Consider the following 24,518-nt stretch of genomic DNA (forward strand, 5'->3'; position numbering starts at 1 on the left):
ATCTACCACCACTACTACAACTACTACCCTTTAGGGGTATACATTTTACATATAATCCAGTTTTCGTGCTTTTTTCTAAATGAAGAGAGTTCATAGGTATATAAAAACCATTTGCATTTAAAATAAAAACAACACAATGAAAGTATTAAAATTTGGCGGAACTTCGGTAGCCAATGCGCAAAATATAAAACTCGTTTTAGATATAGTTCTCAACAAAGCCAAACAAGACAAACTGGTTGTAGTCGTTTCCGCTTTTACCAAAGTTACGGATTTATTGGTTCTTGCCTCGCAAAAAGCAGCTTCTAATGACGAAAGTTTTAAGGAAGTTGTGGCCGAAATCGAGAAAAAACATTTGGACGCCATCAAGGAATTAATTCCCGTTAGTGAGCAAAGCGGCTCTTTGAGCCACATCAAAAGAATCATCAATCACCTGGAAACCTTGTTGGACGGTTGTTTCCTTTTGGGCGAATTGTCCCCAAGAACTTCGGACACGATTTTGAGTTTTGGCGAATTATTGTCGTCTTACATCATTGCCGAAGCCTTCAAACAACATCATAAAAATAGCGGTTACAAAGACAGTCGCGAATTGATTAAAACCAATAATAATTTTGGCAAAGCTGCCGTAAACTTCGAAATAACCAATCCATTAATTGCTGATTATTTTGCTTCGAATGAGGCTCAAATTGTAATAATGCCCGGTTTTATTGCCACTTCAATCGACGGAATTGGCACAACTCTAGGTCGGGGTGGTTCTGATTACACCGCTGCAATTTTGGCAGGAGCTTTGAATGCAACCGAATTGGAAATTTGGACTGACGTCAACGGAATGTTTACCGCCAATCCAAAAATCGTGAAACAAGCCCAACCTATTGCCACAATTTCCTATCAAGAAGCCATGGAGTTGTCGCATTTTGGTGCCAAAGTGTTGTATCCGCCAACAATTCAGCCCGTTTTGAAGAAGAATATTCCAATTCTTATCAAAAACACTTTCGAACCAGAAGCCGAAGGAACTTATATTTCAAACCAAAATACTTCACATGCAAATCCCGTAAAAGGAATTAGCCATATAGACAATATTACGCTAATTACGCTGGAAGGTTCCGGAATGATTGGCGTTGCCGGTTCATCCAAAAGACTTTTCGAAGTGTTGTCACACGAAAACATCAACGTGATTTTTATTACCCAAGCTTCTTCGGAACATTCGATTTGTATTGGAATCCTGAATTCCGATGCCGAGAAAGCCGAAAATGCCATCAACAAAGCCTTTCAACAAGAAATTTCCCAAAACAAAATCGATCCTTGCATTGTCGAAAAAGACCTTTGCATCATTGCTTTGGTGGGCGAAAACATGAAAAACCACCAAGGTTTGAGTGGTCGAATGTTCAGTACTTTGGGTAAAAATAACGTGAATATCCGCGCCATTGCACAAGGCGCTTCCGAAAGAAACATTTCAGTTGTAATCAACGAAAGAGACGTCAAAAAAGCATTGAACACATTGCACGAAAATTTCTTCGAGGAAAACACCAAACAATTGAACTTGTTCGTGATGGGCGTTGGAAACGTGGGCGAAAAATTCATCGAGCAAATCAGCCAACAAAAGAAATTCCTCAAGGAAAACCTTAAAATAAATGTGAGAGTTGTGGCTGTGTCCAACTCCAGAAAAATGTATTTTGACGAAGACGGAATCCCTTTGAAAGAATGGAAATCCTTATTGGAAAATGGAGAACCAGCAGACAAAGATGCTTTTATTGCAAAAGTGAAAACACTCAATTTGCGCAACAGCATTTTCGTTGACATTACGGCCAACCAATCGGTTTCCGAAACTTATGGACAATACTTGAAACAAAACGTGGCCGTGGTGACTTGCAACAAAATCGCCTGTTCGTCCGCTTATGACAATTATAAAAAACTGAAAAATCTTTCCCGTCAATTCAATGCGCCTTTCTTGTTCGAAACCAATGTAGGAGCCGGTTTGCCAATTATTGACACCTTGAAACACCTGATTGCTTCGGGGGATAAAGTGAACAAAATTCAGGCAGTTTTATCGGGAAGTTTGAACTTTATCTTCAACAATTTCGACGAAAACAATTCGTTTCACGATGTGGTGAAAGAAGCAGGAGTTCAAGGATTCACTGAACCAGATCCGAAAATCGACTTGAGCGGTGTGGACGTGGCCAGAAAAATTTTGATTCTAATTCGCGAAAGCGGCTACCAATTAGACATTGAAGACATTGCCAACCGATCTTTCTTGCCGGAAGAATGTTTGGCGACCACGAACAACGAAGATTTTTTCAAATCCTTGATAAAAAATGCGTCTCATTTCGAAGGTTTATTGGCTGAAGCCAAAGCCAAAGATTCCCGTTTGAAATATGTGGCCACTTTCGAAAACGGAAAAGCCAGCGTTGGATTGGAATTCATCCCGAAAGAAAGTCCATTCTATAATTTGGAAGGAAAAGACAATATCGTGCAATTTTACACAGACCGATATATCGACCAACCTTTATTGATAAAAGGTGCCGGTGCCGGTGCTGCCGTAACGGCTTCGGGAATTTTTGCCGACGTAATCCGTGTTGGAAATATATAAAATTAGTTTCAAGTTTAAAGTTTCAAGTTACGAGAGAACTTGAAACGTTAAACCTGAAACTTGAAACAAAATACTATGAATGAAATAAAAATATTTTGTCCTGCAACCATAGCCAATCTTTCCTGTGGATTTGATGTCCTGGGACTTTGTTTAGCTACACAAGGTGACGAAATGATTATTCGAAAATCGGATGTAAAAGGTGTCCGCATTACTAAAATCGAAGGAGCAAATCTGCCATTGGAAACTGAAAACAACGTTTCTGGTGTGGCTGCTTTGGCGATGTTGGAAGAAGTGGAAACCGAATTTGGTTTCGAGATTGAAATCTACAAACACATCAAGGCGGGAAGTGGAATCGGAAGCAGTGCTGCCAGTTCGGCCGGAGCTGTTTTTGGAATCAACGAATTGTTGGGAAGACCGTTTACCCGAAAAGAATTGGTAAAATTTGCAATGCAGGGTGAGAAATTGGCCAGTGGAAATGCCCACGCCGACAACGTTGCTCCTTGCCTTTTGGGTGGATTTACTTTGGTAAGAAGTTCCAATCCTTTGGACATCATCAAAATTGACAGTCCATCGGAATTGTATGCGACTGTGGTTCATCCTCAAATTGAGTTGAAAACTTCCGATGCCCGTTCGGTATTGAAGCAAACCGTTTCCCTGAAAAGCGCCATTACCCAATGGGGCAACGTGGGCGGATTAGTTGCCGGATTATACACCAACGATTATGAATTGATTGGACGTTCGCTACACGACGAAATCATCGAACCGGTTCGCAGTATGTTGATTCCCGGTTTTGACTTGATCAAGAAAGTCGCTTACGAAAACGGAGCCTTGGGTTCAGGAATTTCGGGTTCAGGACCTTCTATTTTTGCATTGAGCAAAGGAAAAGAGACCGCCGACAAAATCGCCGCCGCCATGAGTGCCGTTTATGACGAAATCAATTTGCCTTATGAAATCCACGTTTCGAAAGTGAATGCGGATGGAGTAAGCATAATATAAGAAGAATAAAAATTATTTAAGATTTCAGATTAACGATTTTTGATTTCAGATGTAACTCAAGTTGCTAAAAAAATCAAAAATCGTTAATCGCTAATCTTCAATCTAAAATCAAATGAAATACTACAGTTTAAACCATAATGCCCCAAAAGTTTCTTTTCAAGAAGCCGTAATACAAGGATTGGCCACCGATAAAGGATTATATTTTCCGGAATCCATCACTCCATTGTCAAAAGAATTTTTCGAAAATATCGAAAATTTGAGCAATGAGGAAATTGCTTTCGAAGCCATTCAACAATTTGTGGGCGACGAAATTCCAGCCGAAACCCTGAAACAAATCATTGCAGAAACCTTGTGTTTTGAATTTCCGACTCCAAAAGTGGAAGAAGGAATTTATGCCCTCGAATTGTATCACGGACCAACGATGGCGTTCAAAGACGTGGGAGCGCGTTTTATGTCGCGTTGTTTGGGTTATTTCAACAAAGACAAAAAAGACAATAAAAATACGGTTCTCGTGGCTACTTCCGGTGATACTGGAGGTGCTGTTGCCAGTGGTTTCTTGGGCGTTCAAGGCGTGGAAGTCGTGATTTTGTATCCTTCGGAAAAAGTGAGCGACATCCAGGAAAGACAATTGACCACCTTGGGACAAAACATCAAGGCATTGGAAGTGGACGGTGTTTTTGACGATTGCCAAGACATGGTCAAAAAAGCATTTTTGGACGAAAGTTTGAACCACAAAAACCTGACTTCGGCCAACTCGATTAATATTGCTCGTTGGTTGCCGCAAATGTTTTATTTTTTCTTTGCTTACAAGCAATTGAAATCACAAAACAAAGCTTTGGTATTTTCGTGTCCAAGCGGGAATTTTGGAAATATTTGTGCCGGAATCATGGCCAAAAAATTAGGTTTGCCTATCGAACATTTCGTGGCTTCGACCAATGTGAACGATACCGTTCCAAGATTTTTGGAAAAAGGAAATTACGATCCAAAACCTTCCAAAGCGACGATTTCGAACGCGATGGATGTTGGAAATCCGAGTAACTTTATTCGTATTCAGGAAATGTACAACAACGATTTGGCAGAATTCAAAAAAGATTTCTCTTCGTTTTCTTATACCGATGCCGAAACTTTGGAAGCGATGCAATCCATTTATAAAACCGATGGTTACGTTGCAGAACCGCATGGAGCAGTGGGCTATTTGGGCTTGAAAAAAGAATTGAAAAACCATCCAAATGCGATTGGAATTTTCTTGGAAACCGCTCATCCCATCAAATTCTTGGACGTGGTAGAACCGGCTTTGAATATCCAATTGCCTATTCCAACCCAAATTGAAAGCGTGTTGAACAAAGAAAAAGTAAGCACAAAAATCAAGACTTACGAGGAATTAAAAGCGTTTTTGGCGTAATTACATAGCACAACAACTCTTGACATTAGCACTTTATTAAAGGATAAAGTGCTTTTTTTTTGCAGGTTTCCTATTACGTAATCCTAATTTACAAAGCCCGAAATACTTTCATAAACTGTAATCAAGTTAGATTTTATTTTGCCAGTTTAAAAAATAAACGACTAAATTTTCCATATTATAAAAAATCAATGCGAATTATATTTTTATATATTTGCCAATCCATACCCAATTCAATAGGCAAGAATTGATAGAGTCTTACTATTATTCCAAAAAACAGAGAGTAATTAAAATAATGCCCGAAATTAAAGACTTTAGCGAACAATTATTGGTAAGTGAACTCAAAAATCACAACGAAAAAGCATTTCGTAAACTTTTTGATTTCTATTACCAAGACATCTATGGTTACAGCATCAGTATTCTTAAATCAAAAGAGCTTGCCGAAGAAAATGTTCAAGATGTTTTTTTGAAGGTTTGGTTGCATCGAGAAAATCTGAATTTGGAGCAATCTTTTAAATCATATCTATTCACCATAGCTCGAAACCAAGCGTTCAATTTATTGAATAAAGCTGCCAATGACGTACTTCTAAAAGAAGAAGTCTTCTATAAAAGCCAAAAATCATGTGATCAAACGGATTACTCGATTCGTGAAGCCGATTGCAAAAAATTAAAAAAACAAGCCATAAAACAATTGCCTCCCAAGCGGAAAAGGATTTTTAAAATGTCTCGCAAAAAAGGCATGACTTACGAAGAAATCAGTCTAGAATTAGGCATCTCCGTAAATACTGTCAAAAACCAAATGAGTAAAGCACTGGAATCACTTCGGCTTTTTTTTCAGGAACATGATAAAATTTTATAAATAGAAATCTCTTATTTTAACTTCAATCACTCTTCAAGGAGTGATTTTTTTTGATTTTCTTGAAAATAATTTATTTCATAAATACTTGTAAATCAGTTTTATAATTACAAAATACAAATAATTCATGCAAAAAATCAAAAAAATTACAACGTTTGAGTAGTAGTCAACGCCTCCTCAACTGTATAATATAGAACAGAAACTAAAAAAAGCAATTCGCGATGAATGAAAATTCAGAAATAAAAAAATTACTTCACCAGTTTATTTTGAACCAATGTTCCGTAGAGGAGACAAATAAAGTTGTCGAATATTATAGAAACAATAAACTTACTTCGGATTTTCCAGAAGTTGAAGACATCAAATCATTGCTTGATGATATGCCTGAAATGGACGAAAGTACTGCCGACAGAATATTTTCCAATATTTTGATTAACGCAAAAGAAACCGAGGCAATGGAGATTGTTCCAGAAAAAAATCCGTTCAGAAAATATATTGGAATTGCAGCTTCAATACTTGTTTTATTGACCATTGGATTATCTTATCAGCAAGGCTTTTTTAATCCGAAAGCAACTCCTGTTTCAAACAGCAACGAAATCACTTTACAATTAGAAAACGGCGAGATTCAAGTGATATCGGCAGGAAAAAAATCACAAATAGCAGATGCTGAAGGAAATGTCATAGGAAATCAAAACGGAAATAAAATTATTTACGACACCAAAACTCCTGCAGAAAAACTAATATACAATACCCTAAAAATCCCTTATGGAAAACGATTTGAGTTGCAATTATCGGATGGTACCATTGTCCATTTAAATTCGGGTACCACTCTAAAATATCCGGTAAAATTTATTGCAGGCGAAAACAGGCAAGTTTTTCTGGACGGAGAAGCCTTTTTTGATGTAACCAAAGATAAAACACATCCTTTTGTCGTAAATGCCGATAATTTAAATGTTCGCGTTTTGGGAACTCATTTCAATGTTTCCAACTATCCCGAAGACAATTCCACGGATGTGGTTTTAGTGGAAGGTTCCGTTGGCTTATATACAGCAAAAGAACAGTTTAATGCAGAAAAAAACACCATTCTTAAACCGGGATTCAAAGGAAGTTTTTCTAAAATAAACAATCAAATCAAGACCAAAGCTGTTGTTACAGATGTATACACGGCTTGGATTAAAGGCGGATTAACCTTCAGGGACATGACTTTCAAGGACATCTCCAAGAAACTGGAAAGACACTACAACATCACCATTGTCAATCAAAACGGCAAATTGTCCAATGAGAAATTTAATGCCAGTTTTGGGGATGAACCAATAGCAAAAGTATTGAGTTACTTTAATGAAATTCACGGAATCAATTACACATTAAGAAACAACGAAGTACTAATTAAATAACCACTAAAAACCAATGAAAAATGAAGAGTTAAATAAGCAGAAATAAAAAAATCGGAAAAAGCTACCAACAATTTCCGATTTAAGAAAAGATTGAACCTATCAAATTAAATACAATCAATTACAAAATTATGAAAAAAAAACCAAAGAATAGTGGAATGTTTTTTCCATTGTTCCAAAACAACCTGAAATTGAAACTAACCACCTTGCTTCTTTTGGTCGCCATGTTTAATATTCGAGCCAATAGTTATGCCCAAACAAAGGTAAACTTGGAATTGAATAACACAACCGTGGAAACGGTTCTAGAGACGATCGAACAAAAAACAGATTTTAGATTTATATACAAATTGAATGATATTGACTTGAATCGCGTCATTTCCATTAAATCAAAAAATGAAACCATTGATGTTGTTTTAAATAAACTATTCAAAGGAACGGCAACCGATTTTAAAGTTAGGGAGACACAAGTCATCTTGAAAAAACTGGCTGTTCAAAAAGAAGAAAGCATAAAAATTATAAAGCAAACCGTAAAAGGGAAAGTTATTGACGAAAACGGAATGCCATTGCCTGGTGCTTCGGTTATTGAAGTAGCCACCAACAAAGCAGTTAGTTCAGATGCAGATGGAAATTTTGAAATTACCGTGGAAAACAATGATTCCGAAATCATGGTAAGTTATGTGGGATATAAAGAAAAACGATTCTTGGCAAACCTGCAAAACACGACAATTAAACTTTTTCCACAAACAGCTGATTTAAAAGAAGTGGTCGTTATTGGTTATGGAACTTCCACCAGAAAAGATGTTACGGGAGCAGTTTCTTCCCTTGCGGCAAAAGACATGAACCAAGGAGCAATCGTTAATCCGCTACAACTGATTTCCGGAAAAATGGCTGGTGTAAACATCACCCAAACAGGAAGTGAACCAGGAGCTACACCTAATGTTAGAATTCGAGGAATATCTTCCTTGATTGGAGGTAGCGATCCTTTAATCGTGGTTGATGGTGTTCAAGGTAACATGGATTTATTAAACCAAATTCCTCCAAGCGAAATCGCGTCAATGGACATATTAAAAGACGCTTCAGCAACAGCAATTTACGGTTCAAGAGGTGCTGCAGGTGTTATCATTGTGAGTACCAAGAAAAACAAGGCAGGCAAAACATCCATTGAATATTCCGCTTCAACGGCAATGGATTATATTCCAAAAAAATTGAATATTTTAGACGCAAACCAATGGTGGGAACAAGCACAATTAGTAGGTGTTCCAGCTTCTGCCAATCACGGATCAAACACAGATTGGTATGGGATTTTGACTAAAAGCGGAGCGACACAAACCCATACTTTATCTTTTGGTGGAGGAACCGATACTTTTAGTTATAGAGCTTCCATCAGTGCCATTTTACAAGATGGTGTCGTTATTAATTCCAACAATAACAAATACATTGGCCGAATTTTGGCAACACAATCGGCCATAGACAACAAACTAAAGCTGACATTCAATCTTAATACCGGAATTACCGAGTCTACCAATAGCATTGGAAGTATAGGAAGAGCAGCATTTACCTCCAATTTAATTACAAATGCTTATGTAATGCGTCCTACCGATCCTGTTTATAACACTGATGAAACCACTTATTACACAGACCCTAATGTTTTTCAATATTTAAATCCTTATGCAGCGGCACAAACAGTTACAAATGAAGGACAAAACGATAATTTGTTTGGAAGCCTTAAAGCCGATTTAGATTTATATGAAGGATTGACTGCAGGCTGGTTTGGAAGTTGGAGAAAAACAAACAGTACCTATGGCTATTATCTTCCAGCAGAATCAACCCTTGCTGCTGCAATTGACCAAAAAGGACAAGCCAATATCAGCAACAACAGACAAAACGAAAAACTAATGAATATTAGTCTTTCCTATAAAAAAGTATTTGGCGACCATAGCATTAATGCATTAGGATTGTACGAATGGCAAAACCAGACCTATAAAGGGAATTATGCGCAAGCCAGAGGATTTATTAATGATATTGCCACTTATAATGCCTTACAATTGGGAGATTTGTCAAAAGTACAACCAGGAGATATGTCTTCTTACAAAAACGACAGGACTTTGGTGTCCTTTTTGGGACGTGTCAATTATTCATTTTTAAGCAGGTATTTAGTTACCGCCAGTTATAGACGTGATGGTTCTTCTGTATTTGGAGTTAATAATAAATGGGGTGATTTTCCATCGGCTTCATTGGCTTGGCAAATCAACAAAGAATCTTTCATGGCAGACCAAACCATTTTCAACGACTTAAAACTAAGAGTTGGGTATGGTGTTACGGGGAACCAACAAGGGTTGTATCCTCAAAATTCCATCTCATTGGTGGGTGGTTCCGGGGTAACTTATTTTGGAGGTTCACAAATTACTAATTTCAACGTGACCCAAAATGCCAATGCCGATTTGCGTTGGGAAACCAAAAAACAAACCAATCTTGGAATTGATTTTGCCCTTTTAGATAGCAGATTAAGAGGAACCGTTGATGTGTATACAGCAACAACCGACAATCTTCTTTTTGATTATACCGTACCTCAACCACCTTATCCTTACAATACCATCAAAGCAAATGTGGGAAGTATTTTGAACAAAGGATTGGAAATTTCTTTGGGTTACGATTTGATAAAAAACGAAAATACAAACCTAACGCTCAACGGAAATGTATCTTTCCTTAAAAATGAAGTATTAAACTTGAGCGGAAGCATTAACGGAGTTCCCTTGAATACAAATTATGTCCCTTGGGGGCCTAGTTCTTATTTGATAGAAGGACACCCTATTGGAACTTTCAATATTTTGCACCATACAGGAAAAGACAATGCGAATTCTGAAACCGTACTTGATGTTGACGGAAATGGCATCATCGATCAAGGAAATACAAGCCCGGATCGTTTGTTGAGTGGTTCCGCTTTACCAACGTACACTTACTCCTTCAATCCTGTTTTCCAACATAAAAACTTGGATGTTTCCTTGTTATTCAGGGGTTCAGGTGGAAATAAAATATACAATGGTTTAAGATCAAGCTTAAGTTATATGGAGAACATAGGAAAGGCCAATGTATTGGACAGCGCCATTCCATTAGGATTGTATACTTCTAAATATGGCTCTGATTTATGGCTTGAAGATGGTTCTTTTTTAAGATTGGAAAATGTAACTGCAGGCTATAATTTTCATTTTAAAACCGTTAAATACATTGAGTCGTTTCGACTTTCTCTTACCGGAAACAATTTATTTGTCATTACCCATTATTCTGGAATCGATCCAGAGTTGAACATGAGTGGCAGTAATGGCTTTGGAGGTGACAATGGTATTTATCCTCGCACCCGAAGTTTCGCATTAGGTTTGAATGTAAAATTTAAATAGTAAAAGAAAATGAAAATCAAAAATATATTTATAACAGGAATCTTAAGTTTCTTGTTACTGGTTGGATGTACCAATATTGACGAACATGTCTATGATAAATATCCGGCAAACGACTTTTATGGAACGGCTCAAGGTGCCGATGTGGCTCTTGCCAGTGTTTATGCACAAGTTGGCGGAAACTGGGATGGCGTTGGATATGCCGGAGCCGACAGAGGTTGGTATGACTTAAACTGCTTTAGTTCAGATGAACAAGTTATTCCCCACAGAACAACCGGTGACTGGGAATTGGATTTTGCCCGTTTGTACAAACACGATTGGTTGCCTACAGATTCTTTCATAAACAACACTTGGAGATGGTTGTACAAATCCATTTTCAATGCCAATTTAGCGGTAAATCAATTAGAAGCTTCCAATGCAGAAGCATCAAAAATCGCCGAGGCAAAAGTATTGAGAGCTTTTTTCTACTACTTATTGATAGACGATTTTGGCGATGTCCCTTTTTACACGGACAACAACATCACTGTAGATAAAATTCCACAAGCCAGCCGTAAAGTAGTTTATGATTTCATCGTAAAAGAATTGACTGAAAATGTCGAAACTCTTTCGGCCACCAAAGGAGGAAGCTATTACGGACGATTCAACAAATGGGCAGGTTATGCTTTATTGGCAAAAGTCTATTTGAATGCCGAAGTCTATACAGGAACTGCAGAATGGGCGAAATGTCTAGCGGCTTGTGATAAAGTGAGCGAAGGCGGATTTTCACTTCATTCCGCTGCAGCCAATGCTTCCAGTCCAATGGGAAACAAATACTATGAGTTATTTGGAGACGTGCTTCCTGATGACGAAACCATTTTGGCCATGTTTGCCACTGCAAATGTAGTATCAAGAAATATTTTCACGGTTCGAAGCTTAAACGGCCCAGATGCCCAAGCTCTATTTGGTTATAGTGGATGGAATGGAACTATCGTGCCTAAAGATTTCTTTTTGAAATACGATGACAAAGACATTCGCAAAAAACAATTCCGTTATGGAGATCAAGGTGGTGGCGTGAACTATTCCATTGATGTTGCTTCTTTAGATAATCCGGGAGCTGCACCTCAGGCAGGTGTTCGCAATACTAAGTTTTATCCAGTTACCCCTTCAGACGGTGGTGGAGCATCAAACGATTTTCCAATTTACAGATATGCCGATATTTTGTTAATGAAAGCCGAATGTAATGTTAGACTTGCCAATGCCGCAGCCGCAAAACCTTTTATTGATGCTGTAAGACAACGTGCAGGACTTGGAGTTTTAGCCGCAAATCCAACTTTGGACAATATTTATGATGAAAGAGGATTTGAATTAAATTGGGAAGGCCACAGAAGACAAGACATGATTCGTTTCAATAAATTCTTGTTGGCCAATGAATTCAGGGGAGCATCCGCAAATTTCAGAAAGTTGTTTCCTTTACCTACGGCAGCTTTGGACGCAAACAAGGGACTAAAACAAAATCCAGGTTACTAAATTTAGAACTATCATGAAAAAATACATATACAAGTTATTCGCAATAAGCACTTTACTTTTCTTGAGTGCATCCTGTACAAACGATGCGGCACTTACCAGCTTGAAAGAGGTAAGTTTCAGCAGTGCTCTCGTGGCATCACCCAGCACAATCGTTCTTTCTACCGCAACAGCAACTCAACCTGTGGTAGCTTTTTCTTGGCCAGCAGTTGTTTTCCCTATTCAAGCACCGGTAACTTACGCCTTGGAATTTGACATTCCATCAGATGTTTCAGGAAGTACTGCTTGGGGAAAAGCAGTAAGAGTTGAAGTGGGTGAAGATGTTTTAAGCAAATCACTTTTAGGTGATGACCTTAATAAAATGGCAATCAAATTAGGGCTTCCAGTAGATGTGGCCGGTAAAATAGTGGTTCGTGTAGAGTCGTATTTAGACCGCAAAATCTATTCAGAACCCATCACGATAACGGTTACTCCTTATGCAAAACCTGTTGTCTTTGGAGAAATCTACGTGCCAGGATCTTACCAAGATTGGGTTATTGGCACAGCAGCTGCCCTTAAAGCAATTGATAGCGGGATTTATCAAGGATATGTAACTTTCCCGGCAACAAAAGGATTGGGATTCAAGTTTACCAATGAAAGAAACTGGAATCAATTTTACGGGGCTGATGCCAACGGTAATATTTTAGATGGAAGTACAACTGATTTTGCAATTGCACAAGCCGGAACGTACCAAATGACAGTAAACCTGAACACTGCAAAATGGACAGCTGTTGCTTATTCTTGGGGAATAATTGGAACCGCAACTGCCGGTGGTTGGGATAATTCAACCAATATGACTTATGACCACCAACTAAATGTATGGAAATTCACGGGGGCATTAAACGCTGGAGCATTAAAATTCAGGCTCAATAATGCTTGGACCATAAATTACGGGCCAAAAAACAACGCAGAAGGCATCATATACCTAGACAATCCAGGAGCTCATGACGTAAGTGAAGCGGGTAATTATGAAGTGACATTCTCTATAGCAGAGAAAAATCCAACAACGGGTATTTATCCTGCAACAGCTACTTACACCATCAAAAAAATCTAACAACAAAGTAATCGTTCAAAATAAAATAGTCAGGTTAGTATTCAAAAACATCCCTCTTTTTTAAAAGATGGAGGGATGTCATACTGGCTAAATCGAACGTTTATTTATAAAAAATATAAAAATGAAACTATTCTTCAACATTGTTTTTGCACTTCTCTTCACTTCAGTAGTGGCTTCGTGCAGTTCATCAGACAACAATCCGGAGCCAATTCCGGCTTATCCACAGTACGGAACGCCATTTGCCAATATGCCCAAAAAAGAAGATGCCATCATCTATCAAGTCAATCTTCGTGCTTTCAGCCAAGCTGGAACTTTAAAAGGGGTTCAAGACAAATTGGATTATATTCAAGAACTTGGCGTTAATGTAATTTATTTGATGCCCATTTATCCAGTTGGAATAATGAGATCAGCTGGTGGGATGGGATCTCCTTATTCGGTTATGGATTACAAAGCGGTAAGCACCGAATTTGGAACTTTGGAAGACCTTCGTGTTTTAGTGGAAGAAGCCCACAAAAAAAATATGGCCGTAATTTTGGATTGGGTGGCCAACCATACTTCATGGGATAATGGATGGGTAAACTCGCATCCTGAATGGTACCAAAAAGACTCTAGTGGAAACATCATCATTCCTCCCGGAACCAATTATAATGATGTGGCACAATTGGATTTCAATAATGTAAAAATGAAAAAAGCCATGATTGACGCCATGTCATACTGGGTTTACAATGCCAACATTGATGGTTTCAGATGCGATTATGCCGATGCAGTTCCCCAAAATTTTTGGTCGGAAGCAACTACTGCTTTAGGAAAAATTAAAAATCAAGATATTTTGATGCTTGCCGAAGGAAAAAGAATGAATCATTTTACTTCCGGTTTTGATTTTACTTTTGGTTTTGAATATTTTGGTGCATTGAAAAAAGTCTTCAATGAAAGCAAGCCTGCAACTGTAATTCAAGATGCAAACGCTTTAGAATATGCCAACAATTACGACAACTCCCAACGCATTGTAAGATATACCACGAATCATGACGTGAACCTAACCGATGGCACTCCTTTGGAATTGTTTGGTGGAAAAAAAGGATCCATTGCCACCTTTGTTGTGGCTGCTTACATGAAATCCATACCAATGATTTACAATGCTCAAGAAATTGGGTACGCCAAAAGAATCGATTATTTTACTAAAAACCCTATCGATTGGAGCACTGCCGATGCCAATATGCTGGCAGAATATAAAAAGATAATTGCATTTAGAAACAGCAGTAGCGCCATTAAAACAGGAATTTACAAAGGTTTTAGCAGTGATGCAGTAAGTGCTTTTACTATGGAAACCAGCACGGATAAAGTCTTGGTTCTAGCCAACCTAACTGGTTTAACCACGAAATACATCGTTCCGGCAGCTTTGACAACCACAGCTTGGAAAGATGCATTTACAGGTGCTGCAACAACGGTTACTGCCGATATAACTTTGCAACCATACCAATATTTGGTATTAAAAAATTAACAAAGATAATAGGCCACGAGTCCGTGGCCTAAAATACCCTTTTATTTATTGCCATAAAGGCACAAAGATTTAATGCGTTCAACTTTCTGTTTGAAGGAATTTGGATTGTTTTTGAATTTTGCCTACTTCGACCTTTGGTGTCTTTGTGTCTTTTGGCAATTTATTAATCAAAAAACTAATAAACATGAATTTTAAACCAAAAAATCCATTAATTCAATTTAGTCTTGCAAGAAAATTAGTTTGGTTCACTTTTGTTTGCGCCACACCATATTTAGTTCAAGCACAAACAATTACTTCTCCCAACAAGAATCTTTCTTTGCAGTTTGAATTAAAAGATAACGGAATTCCCTCCTATCAATTGAGCTACAAAGGAAAATCGGTTATAAAACCAAGTACTTTGGGAATAGAAGTAAAAGATTTACCCTCGTTTATGGATGGTTTTTCTATTGCGAACACCACTCAAGCTTCTGTTGATGATTCATGGAGTCCCGTCATGGGCGAAGAAAAAACAATTCGCAATAATTACAACGAACTGGTAGTTACTTTGGCGCAAGCCAAAAACAACAATCGATACATCCGAATCCGGTTCCGATTGTTTAACGATGGTTTGGGTTTTAGATATGAATTTCCAAAACAAACGGACTTAAATTATTTCGTAATCAAGGAAGAACATACCGAGTTTCAATTGGCTGGTGACCATAAAATTTTCTGGATTCCGGGAGATTATGACACGAATGAATATGCGTACACCACTTCAAAAATATCAGAGATTCCGGGCCAGATTAAAAAAGCAACCGTTTATATGAATGCACAAAGTCCCATCAAAGATTTGGCCGTACAAACACCTTCGATGATGAAGACTTCAGATGGGTTGTACATCAACATTCACGAAGCTGCATTGATTAATTACCCCGCGATGTCATTGACTGTAGACCCAACAACTTTAAAAATGAGTTCCCATTTAACTCCTGATGCTGTTGGCAATAAAGGCTATATGCAAACGGATACCCAATCGCCATGGAGAACCATTGTCATCAGCGACAAAGCCACCGAAATTCTGGCTTCAAAAATGATTTTGAACTTGAACGAACCTACCAAATACAAAGATGTTTCTTGGATAAAACCAATGAAATTCATTGGAGTTTGGTGGGAATATTTCGTTGCCGGAAAAAGTACTTGGGCTTATGGCAAAGAAAACAATGTAAAACTTGGACAAGATTTTTCTAAACTTACTCCAAACGGAAAGCACGGAGCAACCAATGAAAGAGTAAAAGAATACATTGATTTTGCCTCCAAAAATAATATTGATGCCGTTTTAGTCGAAGGATGGAATGTAGGATGGGAAGATTGGATAGGAAATTGGAAAGAGGAAGTCTTTGATTTTGTTACGTCATACCCAGATTTTGACGTGAAAGCTCTTCGTGAATATGCCGCTTCCAAAGGAGTTCAAATCATCATGCATCACGAAACTTCGGGATCGGCCACAAATTACGAGCGTCGTTTAGACCGTGCTTTCCAGTTTATGAATGACAATGGATACAATGCCGTAAAAACAGGTTATGTAGGGCAAATTATTCCGCGTGGCGAACATCACGACGGACAATGGATGGTAAATCATTACATCCACGTAGCAGAACGCGCCGCCAACTATAAAATTATGATTGACAGTCACGAAGCCGTTCGTCCAACAGGATTAAACAGAACTTATCCAAACTGGATTGCCCAAGAATCGGCCAGAGGAACCGAGTTCGAAGCCATGGGCGGTTTGACTCCTGAGCATACTACCATTTTGCCGTTTACCCGATTGATGGGTGGCCCAATGGATTTTACGCCAGGTATTTTTCAAACCGATCTTTCTTATTACGGAACAGGTGGAAAGCAACGGGTAAACACCACTTTGGTAAAACAATTGGCTTACTATGTCACAATGTACAGTCCTTTGCAAATGGCGGCCGATATTCCAGACAATTACAATCGTTTTCCAGATGCTTTCCAATTCATAAAAGACGTTGCAGTAGATTGGGATAACAGTTACATCCTGGAAGCAGAACCTGGGGATTACATCACCATTGCCCGAAAAGCTAAAGGTAAAAAAGAATGGTTTGTGGGCGGCATCACCGACGAAAATTCAAGAACGGCAACTATTTCTTTCGATTATTTGCCAAAAGGGACTCAATACATCGCCACCATTTATGCTGACGCAAAAGATGCCAATTGGAACGAAAAGCCACAAAGTTATTCCATTACAAAAGTCATTGTAACTTCTAAAAGTTTGCTGAAACAATACCTCGCTCCCGGAGGAGGATTGGCCATCAGTATCAAAGAAGGAAAAGCTTCAGAAATGAAGAAATTAAAAAAAATATAGGTTCCAAAATCCTATTATGAAAGTACGTCTTTCATAATAGGATTCATCTAAAAATTTCACTCTATTAATAACCCAAAAAAACATTTATGAACAATTTAAAAGCAAAACCATGAAAAATAAATTACACTTATTATTTGCATTTATCATTACGTTTGTTGGCTATGCGCAAACAGGTATTGGAGCTTATTCAGCTCATGATGGTGGATTTGAGAATCATACAGGAACTCTAGCGGGAGGTAGTTCATCAGCTGCCAACCTCTCTACTACTCTCTGGACGGCAAACACTACAGCAAACAATGTAAAAACTTCTATTGCAACTGGAGGACGTAGTGGTTCGAGATACGTTACATTAGGCTCAATTAATGGCACTGCAAAAAATTTCTATTCTCCTCAAATAGCTGGAGCATTTGCGCCAAATACTACATATCAAATCCAATTTTGGTACAAATCTGCTTCAACCACTCCTCTCGTTGCTAGTACAGTCGACCTATTTGTTGATAATACTTCAGCAACTCAAACACCTCCAATCGGTACTAAACAGAGCTTTGCTGCAGGTTTATCAGCAAGTGTAGGATCTTGGACAAAAGTAGCGGTTGCGATTACTACTAACGGCACTCCTGCTGGGAATTTTGGTGTTGCAGGCTTTACAATTACCGCTGCTGCTACTGGATATTCGGCTGATTTTGATGATTTTGTAATTTATCAATCAAATTCACCTGATACAACCGCACCAAATTTACCTGGGGTAATTACTGCTACTGGTGCTACAAATGGTGGCGCCAATGTGAGTTGGGCTGCAGCAAGTGGCGGTGTTGATGGAGGAGGTTATGTAGTAATTCGTTATGCTACAACTGCACCATCAATTTCTGATGATCCAATTCAAAATGGTATTTATAAATCAGGCAATACCGTTGGCAATGGCCTTGTAAGATACACAGGAGCAGGTACTTCATTTTTAGATAATGGCTTGACTCCCGGAGTAGATTATTATTATAAAGTATACACCGTAGATAAAGCATTCAATTATTCTGACGAAAGTGTAACAAGTACTCCTGTCCAATTAATGGATGCGCAGTTCAACTCAATGGCTATTGTAGGTGACGGTGTGGGCGGATGGCCTACTAATACCGTCGGCGAAATAGATGCTCATCAAATGACCAGTACCGATGGTGTGCATTGGAGTATAGATAATTTAGTAACCTCTAGTGGATCTGTAAAATTTAGGGCTTTAAATTCATGGGTAAATAATTGGGGAGCGCCTGCAGGTTCTTTTCCTACGGGCATTGCAGTACTGAACGGAAGCAATATTACTGTACCGATAGGCATCTATAATGTAACATTTAATAGCACAACCCTAGCATTTAACTTTTCTCCTTCAAACTTATATCCTGTTGTTAGCCTTTCAGGTGCCGGTGTAGGAAATACGGATGTTGATTTAGGAACAAGTGATGGCGTTCACTATTCAGGCGTTGGCCTACCTGTAAATGGAGAGGTAAAATTTAGACAAAACCATACGGACATTGTATCTTGGACTCCACCAACATTTCCATCAGGAACAGCTGTCGAAGGGACAGGGACGCTAAACGTATCCAATAATGTATACAATGTTTCTTTTAACCGTACTACCTTACAATACTCTTTTAACTACCCGAGCATTGCCATAGTAGGCAATAGTACGCCACAGGGCTGGCCGGTTGACCCACAGACTGATACACATATATTGACCTCAGCCGACGGCATTCACTATGTTATAAACAGCATTACCCTAACAAGCGGTGCCGTTAAATTCCGCCAAGATAATAGTTGGACAACACAATGGGGCGGCGATGGTGGTTTTCCTAACGGAACAGGTTCACAAAATGGTATCGACATCAATATACCTGCAGGGACTTATAGCGTTACCCTTAACAGGACGACGGGCGCTTACAGTTTTGGAAAACCCATTGGTGCATCTCCTGCACCGGATTGTACTCTTATACCTGTTGTTTCAGCTACCGCCACTACCGGAAATGCTACACTTGCTGCTGACGGCAATAGCGCTACACAATGGGAAAGCGCAGCGACTGACGAGCAAAGTTTAACAGTTGACCTTGGTACATTAAGTGCAATTAGTGCAGTAACCTTAACATGGGATACCTATAGTGCCAAAAATTATTTTGTGAGAGGATCTGTAGATGGTACCACATGGGTAACTATTGCCGAAAAAAACAATATGGAATATGGAGCCCGTATTGATGTTATTGAAAATATAGATGCGCAATACCGCTACATAAAAATGGATGGTGTAACACGCAACACCCAATATGGATATTCTATTTATGAGCTTAATGTGTGTGGTACCCCTATTGCACCCGATACGGCAAAACGCATACTTTTTATTGGCAATAGCTATACTTACTATAATAACCTGCCTACCATGGTAAAAAATATGGCAGCATCTACAGGTGATAAACTCAATGCTTCCAGCTTTACTGTGGGAGGCACAAGCCTTGAAGGGCATTTTGCAAATACGGGGACTACTGGCGCACTGCAACAAGGCGGATGGGATTACGTGGTTTTACAAGACCATAGCGAACGCCCAGCTCTTGAAAATACTTATGTACAAGAACATACGTTTGCATTTGCTACCAAGCTTGCTAATATGGCACGTCAATACAGCCCGTGTACAGAATTGTTTTTTTACCAAACCTGGGGTCGTAAAAATGGTGATGCAACCTATTGCCCTACCATCCCTGAAATGTGTACTTATGAAGGTATGGATAACCGTTTAGCACTAAGTTACGCCCAGATGGCAAACGACAATGATGCCACCATTTCGCCAGTAGGCAGTGTACGTCGCCAGATGAGGCAACTGCATCCGGAAATTGAGTTATATGATGCCGATGAAAGCCATCCTACATTAGCAGGGACTTATGTTGCAGCAGTTACATTTTATACTGTGATATTCCGCAAAGACCCTACTTTAATTACCTATAATACCAGTATTTTAAGCGCTACGGTGGCTAACCAAATTAAGGAAGTTGTAAAAACAATTGTATACAACAACCTTACCGCATGGAATGTTGGAGCTTACGATCCTACAGCAACATTTACATTTGTGGCAAATGGAAATGCAGTTTCTTTTACTAACAACTCGGTGAATGCTCAATCTTACGTTTGGGATTTTGGAGATGGAACAACGTCTACTGAAGAAAATCCTCAGCATAATTATGCTAATGAAGGTCCATACACTATTACACTTACTGCCCTTAACTGTGATAAGCAAAGTGTATCAACACAAGTTAAAACTACACTTGGGACATCTCAATTCGAAAATAAAAACATTACTGCGTATCCAAATCCTGCTACAAGCACCTGGAATATAGCATCTACAAATGATATTATTACTAACATCAGCGTTGTAGACATAATGGGGAAAGTTGTACTAAATTTAAAACCGGAAAGCAGCACTGCCCAGATTGATACCACACAACTTAGTGCAGGTATTTATATTGCAAAAGTTGAAGCGGGAAACACCTCATCAACATTAAAAATTGTGAAAAAGTAATGATACAATTCAAGTCTACAATCTGTAAAGTCAAATTAAAAATTTGAGCATATCTTTACTATGCAAACGGTAAAGAACCGTTCCAAAACTGGACTGCACTAAAATTTAGACAAATTTATAATCAATTTTGATGACAATGAGCTCGATATTATTTCGAGCTCATTTTGTTTTATGCTTTTCATCCATTGGATTATGCGAAATGTAGTATTTTGTGCCAGTCATTGCTGGAATTTCACCAAAAAAAATTACAACTTACTAAACTTAAATTGCTGTCCGCCTACCGATGCCTCATACATAAGTCCGCCTTTTTGCATGGTAAACACCATAATGCCTTCAGTAAACTTAATATTTGCTGAGGCACCAGCTGTTACTGCCACTGCCGAAACTTGTGCCGAAAATTCGAATTGGCCATTTTTAAAACGTTCCAATTCCTTTTTTGATTCAAAAAATATTACTTCACGATATGCTTGTCCACCAGCCTGGAATCCTATGCTCACTTGAGACAGTTTGGCCAAACCAATCACCTTGTTATTTTGATAGACAACTCCATTGCCAATTGCCCCTCCTATCCCCAGACCTCCTTTACCAACATTGGGAAAAATAACGTAACCATAAGCGTTATCAAAAAGTCCTTTCATAAGACCGTCAGCCGCAATGAACTCAGTCTTTGCTGTTTTGCTGTCAGCAATGATTTTATTCTTTTTAGAATCTGTTTGTCCAAATAAAGGCATTATGTTGATCAAACAAGCCATAACCATTAACCAAATAACATTTAATTTTTTCATGATTATATATTTTAAATTGTTCTGAAAATCCTTTACTCAAAGATAAAAATAAAAAACCTGATTATCAACACAATAGCGTTTTCAAATAATCAATATTCAGCTTAATTATTTCTAAATGAATCAAGTGGAAAACAAACCTATAAAACAGCTTTTGTCCACAAAGAGGAAACGCAAACAACTGCTACCATGAGATGTTGTTTTGTCGTCCTTTTTTTTACCTTTGAAAAATACAAAAACCACAAACCGGAATATTTAATATCCATGATTACAAAAGCAACAATAGAAGACGTTTCCTCTTTGAATAAATTAATCAATTCAGCCTATAGAGGGGAATCTTCTAAAAAAGGCTGGACTACCGAAGCCAACCTTTTGGAAGGAAGCAGGACAACTGAAAAAGAATTAACCGAAATCATTCAAGACAAGAAAAATACCATCCTAAAATTCACGAAGAACAACGACATCATGGGTTGTGTGTTGCTTATCAAAAAAGAGCATCATTTGTATTTAGGAATGTTGACTGTTTTGCCTGAGTTGCAAAATAGTGGCGTTGGAAAAAAATTAATGCAACAGGCCGAAATACATGCTTCAGCATTGGGTTTGTCTAAAATTGTAATGACGGTGATTTCTATTCGGGAAGAACTAATTTCTTGGTACAAACGCAACGGTTATGTCGATACGGGAGCAAGGGAACCCTTTCCTGTTGGCGATGTTCATATTCCAATCTCCAACGAACCTTTGGAATTCATGGTATTGGAAAAAAAGATTTCATGATCTTGAGTTCTATTGTTACTGAATTTTTTGGTAAAAAGTCTTATTTCTCCAAACTCAAATACGCTTTTCCAATATGTTCAATACAATCCGAAGCGATAAACGCCTGATAACCTGTTTCAGGCAAAGCAATGTCAGCGGTTAATCCGTGAAGGTAAACTCCTAGAATGGCAGCATCGACGGGTTCATAGGATTGTGCCAACAAACTCGTAATCATTCCCGTCAAAACATCTCCAGTTCCGGCTGTGGCCAAGGCTGCGTTTCCGGTCGTGTTTTCATAGATGGTATCGCCGTCAATGATTTTGGTTGGCGCGCCTTTCAGCACCATTATAAGATTGTTTTGTTTGGAAAAAGTGATGGCTTTTTCAATTTTCTCTGTATCCGAATCCCAGGCTCCTATGAGTCGTTCCAGTTCTTTTTGGTGTGGGGTAAAAATGGTTTTCTCCGGTAAAAAAGTCAGCCATTGTTTGTTTTGTGACAAAATATTCAGCGCGTCGGCATCGATGACCAAGGGAATTTCATTGGTTTTCACGAAACGGTGCAAGGCTGTGTGCGTTTCAATATCTTGGCCAATTCCAGGCCCAATTCCAATGGCTTTGGGAACGAAATCAAAAACGATTTTGGTTATGTATTTTACCGAAATATCCGTCAAGACCATCACTTCCGGATTGGCAGTTTGCACGATTTTGTAACCACATCTGGGAATGAACACCGTGACCAACCCGCAACCAGTTTTCAAACAGGCTTTGGAAGACAAAGTCATTGCTCCTATTTTGCCGTAACTGCCACCAACAATCAGAGCGTGACCTTGAAGACCTTTGTGGGTTTTAGGGTTCATGGGTTTGTATCTTTTGAGAATTTCGGACTTGTCGATGGGAATTACTGGTTTCATTTAATAAAATTTGTTCGCTTAAAAATACAAAAATTAAATGATTCACCATAAAGAGTATTACAATAAAAAGAAAGAAGAAGGTGAAAACAAAATATTGATATTAAATAACATTCGATATAAAATTATCGGACGATTCATCCGGGACTTTTTTTAGATTAAACCTTCTTTCTTCTGTCCGTTAAATACTTTCGAACGGGGATGTCATAAAAAATCATTGTTAAATAAGCGAGGCCAAGCAGAAGAATTGTTCCCATAATTATAATAAAAACCATTTGACCAGTTTCCGGTTGGTACTTCGCATAATAATTCGCAAAAATCCACATTACTGCATAATGCGTCATGTATAAAGGATACGATATTTTCCCGAAGAAGACACACAGTTTCCTGAATCCCTGTGTGAGTGTGGCTCCGGCTCCCAATGCAATCAATAAAGGGAAATAGAGCAATACCACAATAGGTTCTGTCAGCCAATTCCAATCAGAAAAAGGGAGCAAGAAAGCTAAAAATAGTAATCCGGACAGACCGATAAAACCCAGTTTCGATTGAATAATCCAATTGGAACGATATATCAACATACCCGCTAAAAAGGAAAACGAAATACGAGCACCTCCATCCCAAAAGGTTTCGCCACTCCATCCGCCCAATAAAGAACCTCCTGCACGGTTGCTGACAAAACAGATTCCTGCCGCAGCAAAAACAGTTAATAAAAACAGGGAACGGCGACTTAATTTATAAAGGAAAAGCGCATAAAGAACATTAGCTACATATTCCCAAAACAAAGACCAAGCAGGCGCATTTAAACCAAACAAGTTGAAATAACGATCTGCCATTACTGGAAAAGGAATCAGAAAAATAGAACCCAGAAAAACAAGTATCAATTTACCCGTTTCGTAGGTTTCAGGACTACCACCAAAAGAATCAAAAAGAAAAGCCAACAAACCCAATACCGAACCAAAAATAACCAAAGGATGCAACCTAATTAACCTTAATTTAAAAAAATCGGTAATTTTCATTTTGCCAATACGGTCATGATACGCATAGGCAATGACAAATCCGGAAAGACAAAAGAAAAAATCAACTGCCAAAAAACCATGGGCGATAAAATTTTCGCTGGGCTTGTACACGATTTCCATAAAATGAAAAACTACAATGGACAAAGCGGCTATTCCTCTTAATCCATCAAGAATCTCAAAATGTTGTTTCGTCTTTAAAATTTCGGTATCTATTTTTGTCTCATGCATTAATTCCATATTTCGATAGTGTGGTTCGTATTCAACAATACAGAACTTCATTTTTTCCTACAAATTTGAAGTCACAAATTAGGAATTAAAAATTGTATTAAAAAAGAAATCTTTAGAAGTTATGAACTGGACAGTTGTTTTGCCACAAAAACACCGAGACACAAAGTTTTTCAAGATGTAATTATTTTTCTTTTATTTCGATGTTTGT

Annotated in this window: 15 protein-coding genes; 12 read left to right on the forward strand and 3 right to left on the reverse strand. The window is 38.4% G+C overall.

The genetic code is table 11. The features are described 5' to 3' along the window. The first annotated feature begins 136 nt into the window (after window positions 1–136). From thrA to C0430_RS04725, 11 genes are all read left to right on the forward strand, one after another. Complete coding sequence (gene thrA, locus C0430_RS04675) at window positions 137–2,584, forward strand: bifunctional aspartate kinase/homoserine dehydrogenase I (protein WP_290865990.1); 2,448 nt, start codon at window positions 137–139, stop codon at window positions 2,582–2,584. 75 nt (window positions 2,585–2,659) lie between these two features. Beyond that, on the forward strand, window positions 2,660–3,580 hold the full coding sequence (locus C0430_RS04680; RefSeq protein WP_290865992.1) for a homoserine kinase: 921 nt from the start codon (window positions 2,660–2,662) through the stop codon (window positions 3,578–3,580). A gap of 112 nt (window positions 3,581–3,692) precedes the next feature. After that, a complete protein-coding gene (gene thrC / locus C0430_RS04685) occupies window positions 3,693–4,982 on the forward strand; it encodes a threonine synthase (protein WP_290865994.1) in 1,290 nt (429 codons plus the stop codon). Window positions 4,983–5,274: 292 nt separating this feature from the next. Further along, entirely contained in the window at window positions 5,275–5,838 is a 564-nt protein-coding gene (locus C0430_RS04690) for an RNA polymerase sigma factor (protein WP_290865996.1), read from the forward strand. Window positions 5,839–6,056: 218 nt separating this feature from the next. After that, a complete protein-coding gene (locus C0430_RS04695) occupies window positions 6,057–7,226 on the forward strand; it encodes a FecR family protein (protein WP_290865998.1) in 1,170 nt (389 codons plus the stop codon). Between the two features lie 128 nt (window positions 7,227–7,354). Continuing rightward, window positions 7,355–10,618 (forward strand): TonB-dependent receptor, encoded by a 3,264-nt coding sequence (locus tag C0430_RS04700; protein ID WP_290865999.1) that lies wholly within the window; start codon window positions 7,355–7,357, stop codon window positions 10,616–10,618. 9 nt (window positions 10,619–10,627) lie between these two features. Then, window positions 10,628–12,121, forward strand: coding sequence for a RagB/SusD family nutrient uptake outer membrane protein (locus tag C0430_RS04705; RefSeq protein ID WP_290866000.1), 1,494 nt, complete (start codon window positions 10,628–10,630; stop codon window positions 12,119–12,121). A 13-nt stretch (window positions 12,122–12,134) separates the two neighbouring features. Further along, window positions 12,135–13,211 carry a SusF/SusE family outer membrane protein gene (locus tag C0430_RS04710; RefSeq protein WP_290866002.1) on the forward strand — a complete coding sequence of 359 codons (1,077 nt, stop codon included), beginning with the start codon at window positions 12,135–12,137 and terminating at the stop codon, window positions 13,209–13,211. 121 nt (window positions 13,212–13,332) lie between these two features. Beyond that, on the forward strand, window positions 13,333–14,712 hold the full coding sequence (locus C0430_RS04715; RefSeq protein ID WP_290866004.1) for an alpha-amylase family glycosyl hydrolase: 1,380 nt from the start codon (window positions 13,333–13,335) through the stop codon (window positions 14,710–14,712). A 184-nt stretch (window positions 14,713–14,896) separates the two neighbouring features. After that, window positions 14,897–17,077 (forward strand): glycoside hydrolase family 97 protein, encoded by a 2,181-nt coding sequence (locus tag C0430_RS04720; RefSeq protein WP_290866006.1) that lies wholly within the window; start codon window positions 14,897–14,899, stop codon window positions 17,075–17,077. Between the two features lie 109 nt (window positions 17,078–17,186). After that, on the forward strand, window positions 17,187–20,624 hold the full coding sequence (locus C0430_RS04725) for a discoidin domain-containing protein (protein ID WP_290866008.1): 3,438 nt from the start codon (window positions 17,187–17,189) through the stop codon (window positions 20,622–20,624). 245 nt (window positions 20,625–20,869) lie between these two features. Here C0430_RS04725 and C0430_RS04730 read toward each other — a convergent pair whose 3' ends face one another. Then, window positions 20,870–21,409 carry a YSC84-related protein gene (locus tag C0430_RS04730; RefSeq protein ID WP_290866010.1) on the reverse strand — a complete coding sequence of 180 codons (540 nt, stop codon included), beginning with the start codon at window positions 21,407–21,409 and terminating at the stop codon, window positions 20,870–20,872. A 261-nt stretch (window positions 21,410–21,670) separates the two neighbouring features. Between C0430_RS04730 and C0430_RS04735 the strand changes: the two genes are divergently transcribed. Continuing rightward, window positions 21,671–22,180: a GNAT family N-acetyltransferase gene (locus C0430_RS04735; protein WP_290866012.1), complete on the forward strand. Its 510-nt coding sequence runs from the start codon at window positions 21,671–21,673 to the stop codon at window positions 22,178–22,180. A 40-nt stretch (window positions 22,181–22,220) separates the two neighbouring features. Here C0430_RS04735 and C0430_RS04740 read toward each other — a convergent pair whose 3' ends face one another. Both C0430_RS04740 and C0430_RS04745 read right to left on the reverse strand, forming a co-directional pair. Continuing rightward, window positions 22,221–23,069, reverse strand: coding sequence for an NAD(P)H-hydrate dehydratase (locus C0430_RS04740; protein WP_290866014.1), 849 nt, complete (start codon window positions 23,067–23,069; stop codon window positions 22,221–22,223). Between the two features lie 155 nt (window positions 23,070–23,224). Continuing rightward, window positions 23,225–24,361 carry an acyltransferase gene (locus tag C0430_RS04745; protein ID WP_290866016.1) on the reverse strand — a complete coding sequence of 379 codons (1,137 nt, stop codon included), beginning with the start codon at window positions 24,359–24,361 and terminating at the stop codon, window positions 23,225–23,227. Between the last annotated feature and the right edge of the window lie 157 nt (window positions 24,362–24,518).

This window comes from Flavobacterium sp., from assembly GCF_013823965.1.
In the GTDB taxonomy this organism is placed as follows: domain Bacteria; phylum Bacteroidota; class Bacteroidia; order Flavobacteriales; family Flavobacteriaceae; genus Flavobacterium.

What these genes read in the sequence shown, in the direction of transcription:
- thrA (WP_290865990.1), top strand. Translation starts at nt 137, where the DNA reads ATGAAAGTATTAAAATTTGGCGGAACTTCGGTAGCCAATGCGCAAAAT.
- C0430_RS04680 (WP_290865992.1), top strand. Translation starts at nt 2,660, where the DNA reads ATGAATGAAATAAAAATATTTTGTCCTGCAACCATAGCCAATCTTTCC.
- thrC (WP_290865994.1), top strand. Translation starts at nt 3,693, where the DNA reads ATGAAATACTACAGTTTAAACCATAATGCCCCAAAAGTTTCTTTTCAA.
- C0430_RS04690 (WP_290865996.1), top strand. Translation starts at nt 5,275, where the DNA reads ATGCCCGAAATTAAAGACTTTAGCGAACAATTATTGGTAAGTGAACTC.
- C0430_RS04695 (WP_290865998.1), top strand. Translation starts at nt 6,057, where the DNA reads ATGAATGAAAATTCAGAAATAAAAAAATTACTTCACCAGTTTATTTTG.
- C0430_RS04700 (WP_290865999.1), top strand. Translation starts at nt 7,355, where the DNA reads ATGAAAAAAAAACCAAAGAATAGTGGAATGTTTTTTCCATTGTTCCAA.
- C0430_RS04705 (WP_290866000.1), top strand. Translation starts at nt 10,628, where the DNA reads ATGAAAATCAAAAATATATTTATAACAGGAATCTTAAGTTTCTTGTTA.
- C0430_RS04710 (WP_290866002.1), top strand. Translation starts at nt 12,135, where the DNA reads ATGAAAAAATACATATACAAGTTATTCGCAATAAGCACTTTACTTTTC.
- C0430_RS04715 (WP_290866004.1), top strand. Translation starts at nt 13,333, where the DNA reads ATGAAACTATTCTTCAACATTGTTTTTGCACTTCTCTTCACTTCAGTA.
- C0430_RS04720 (WP_290866006.1), top strand. Translation starts at nt 14,897, where the DNA reads ATGAATTTTAAACCAAAAAATCCATTAATTCAATTTAGTCTTGCAAGA.
- C0430_RS04725 (WP_290866008.1), top strand. Translation starts at nt 17,187, where the DNA reads ATGAAAAATAAATTACACTTATTATTTGCATTTATCATTACGTTTGTT.
- C0430_RS04730 (WP_290866010.1), bottom strand. Translation starts at nt 21,409, where the DNA reads ATGAAAAAATTAAATGTTATTTGGTTAATGGTTATGGCTTGTTTGATC.
- C0430_RS04735 (WP_290866012.1), top strand. Translation starts at nt 21,671, where the DNA reads ATGATTACAAAAGCAACAATAGAAGACGTTTCCTCTTTGAATAAATTA.
- C0430_RS04740 (WP_290866014.1), bottom strand. Translation starts at nt 23,069, where the DNA reads ATGAAACCAGTAATTCCCATCGACAAGTCCGAAATTCTCAAAAGATAC.
- C0430_RS04745 (WP_290866016.1), bottom strand. Translation starts at nt 24,361, where the DNA reads ATGAAGTTCTGTATTGTTGAATACGAACCACACTATCGAAATATGGAA.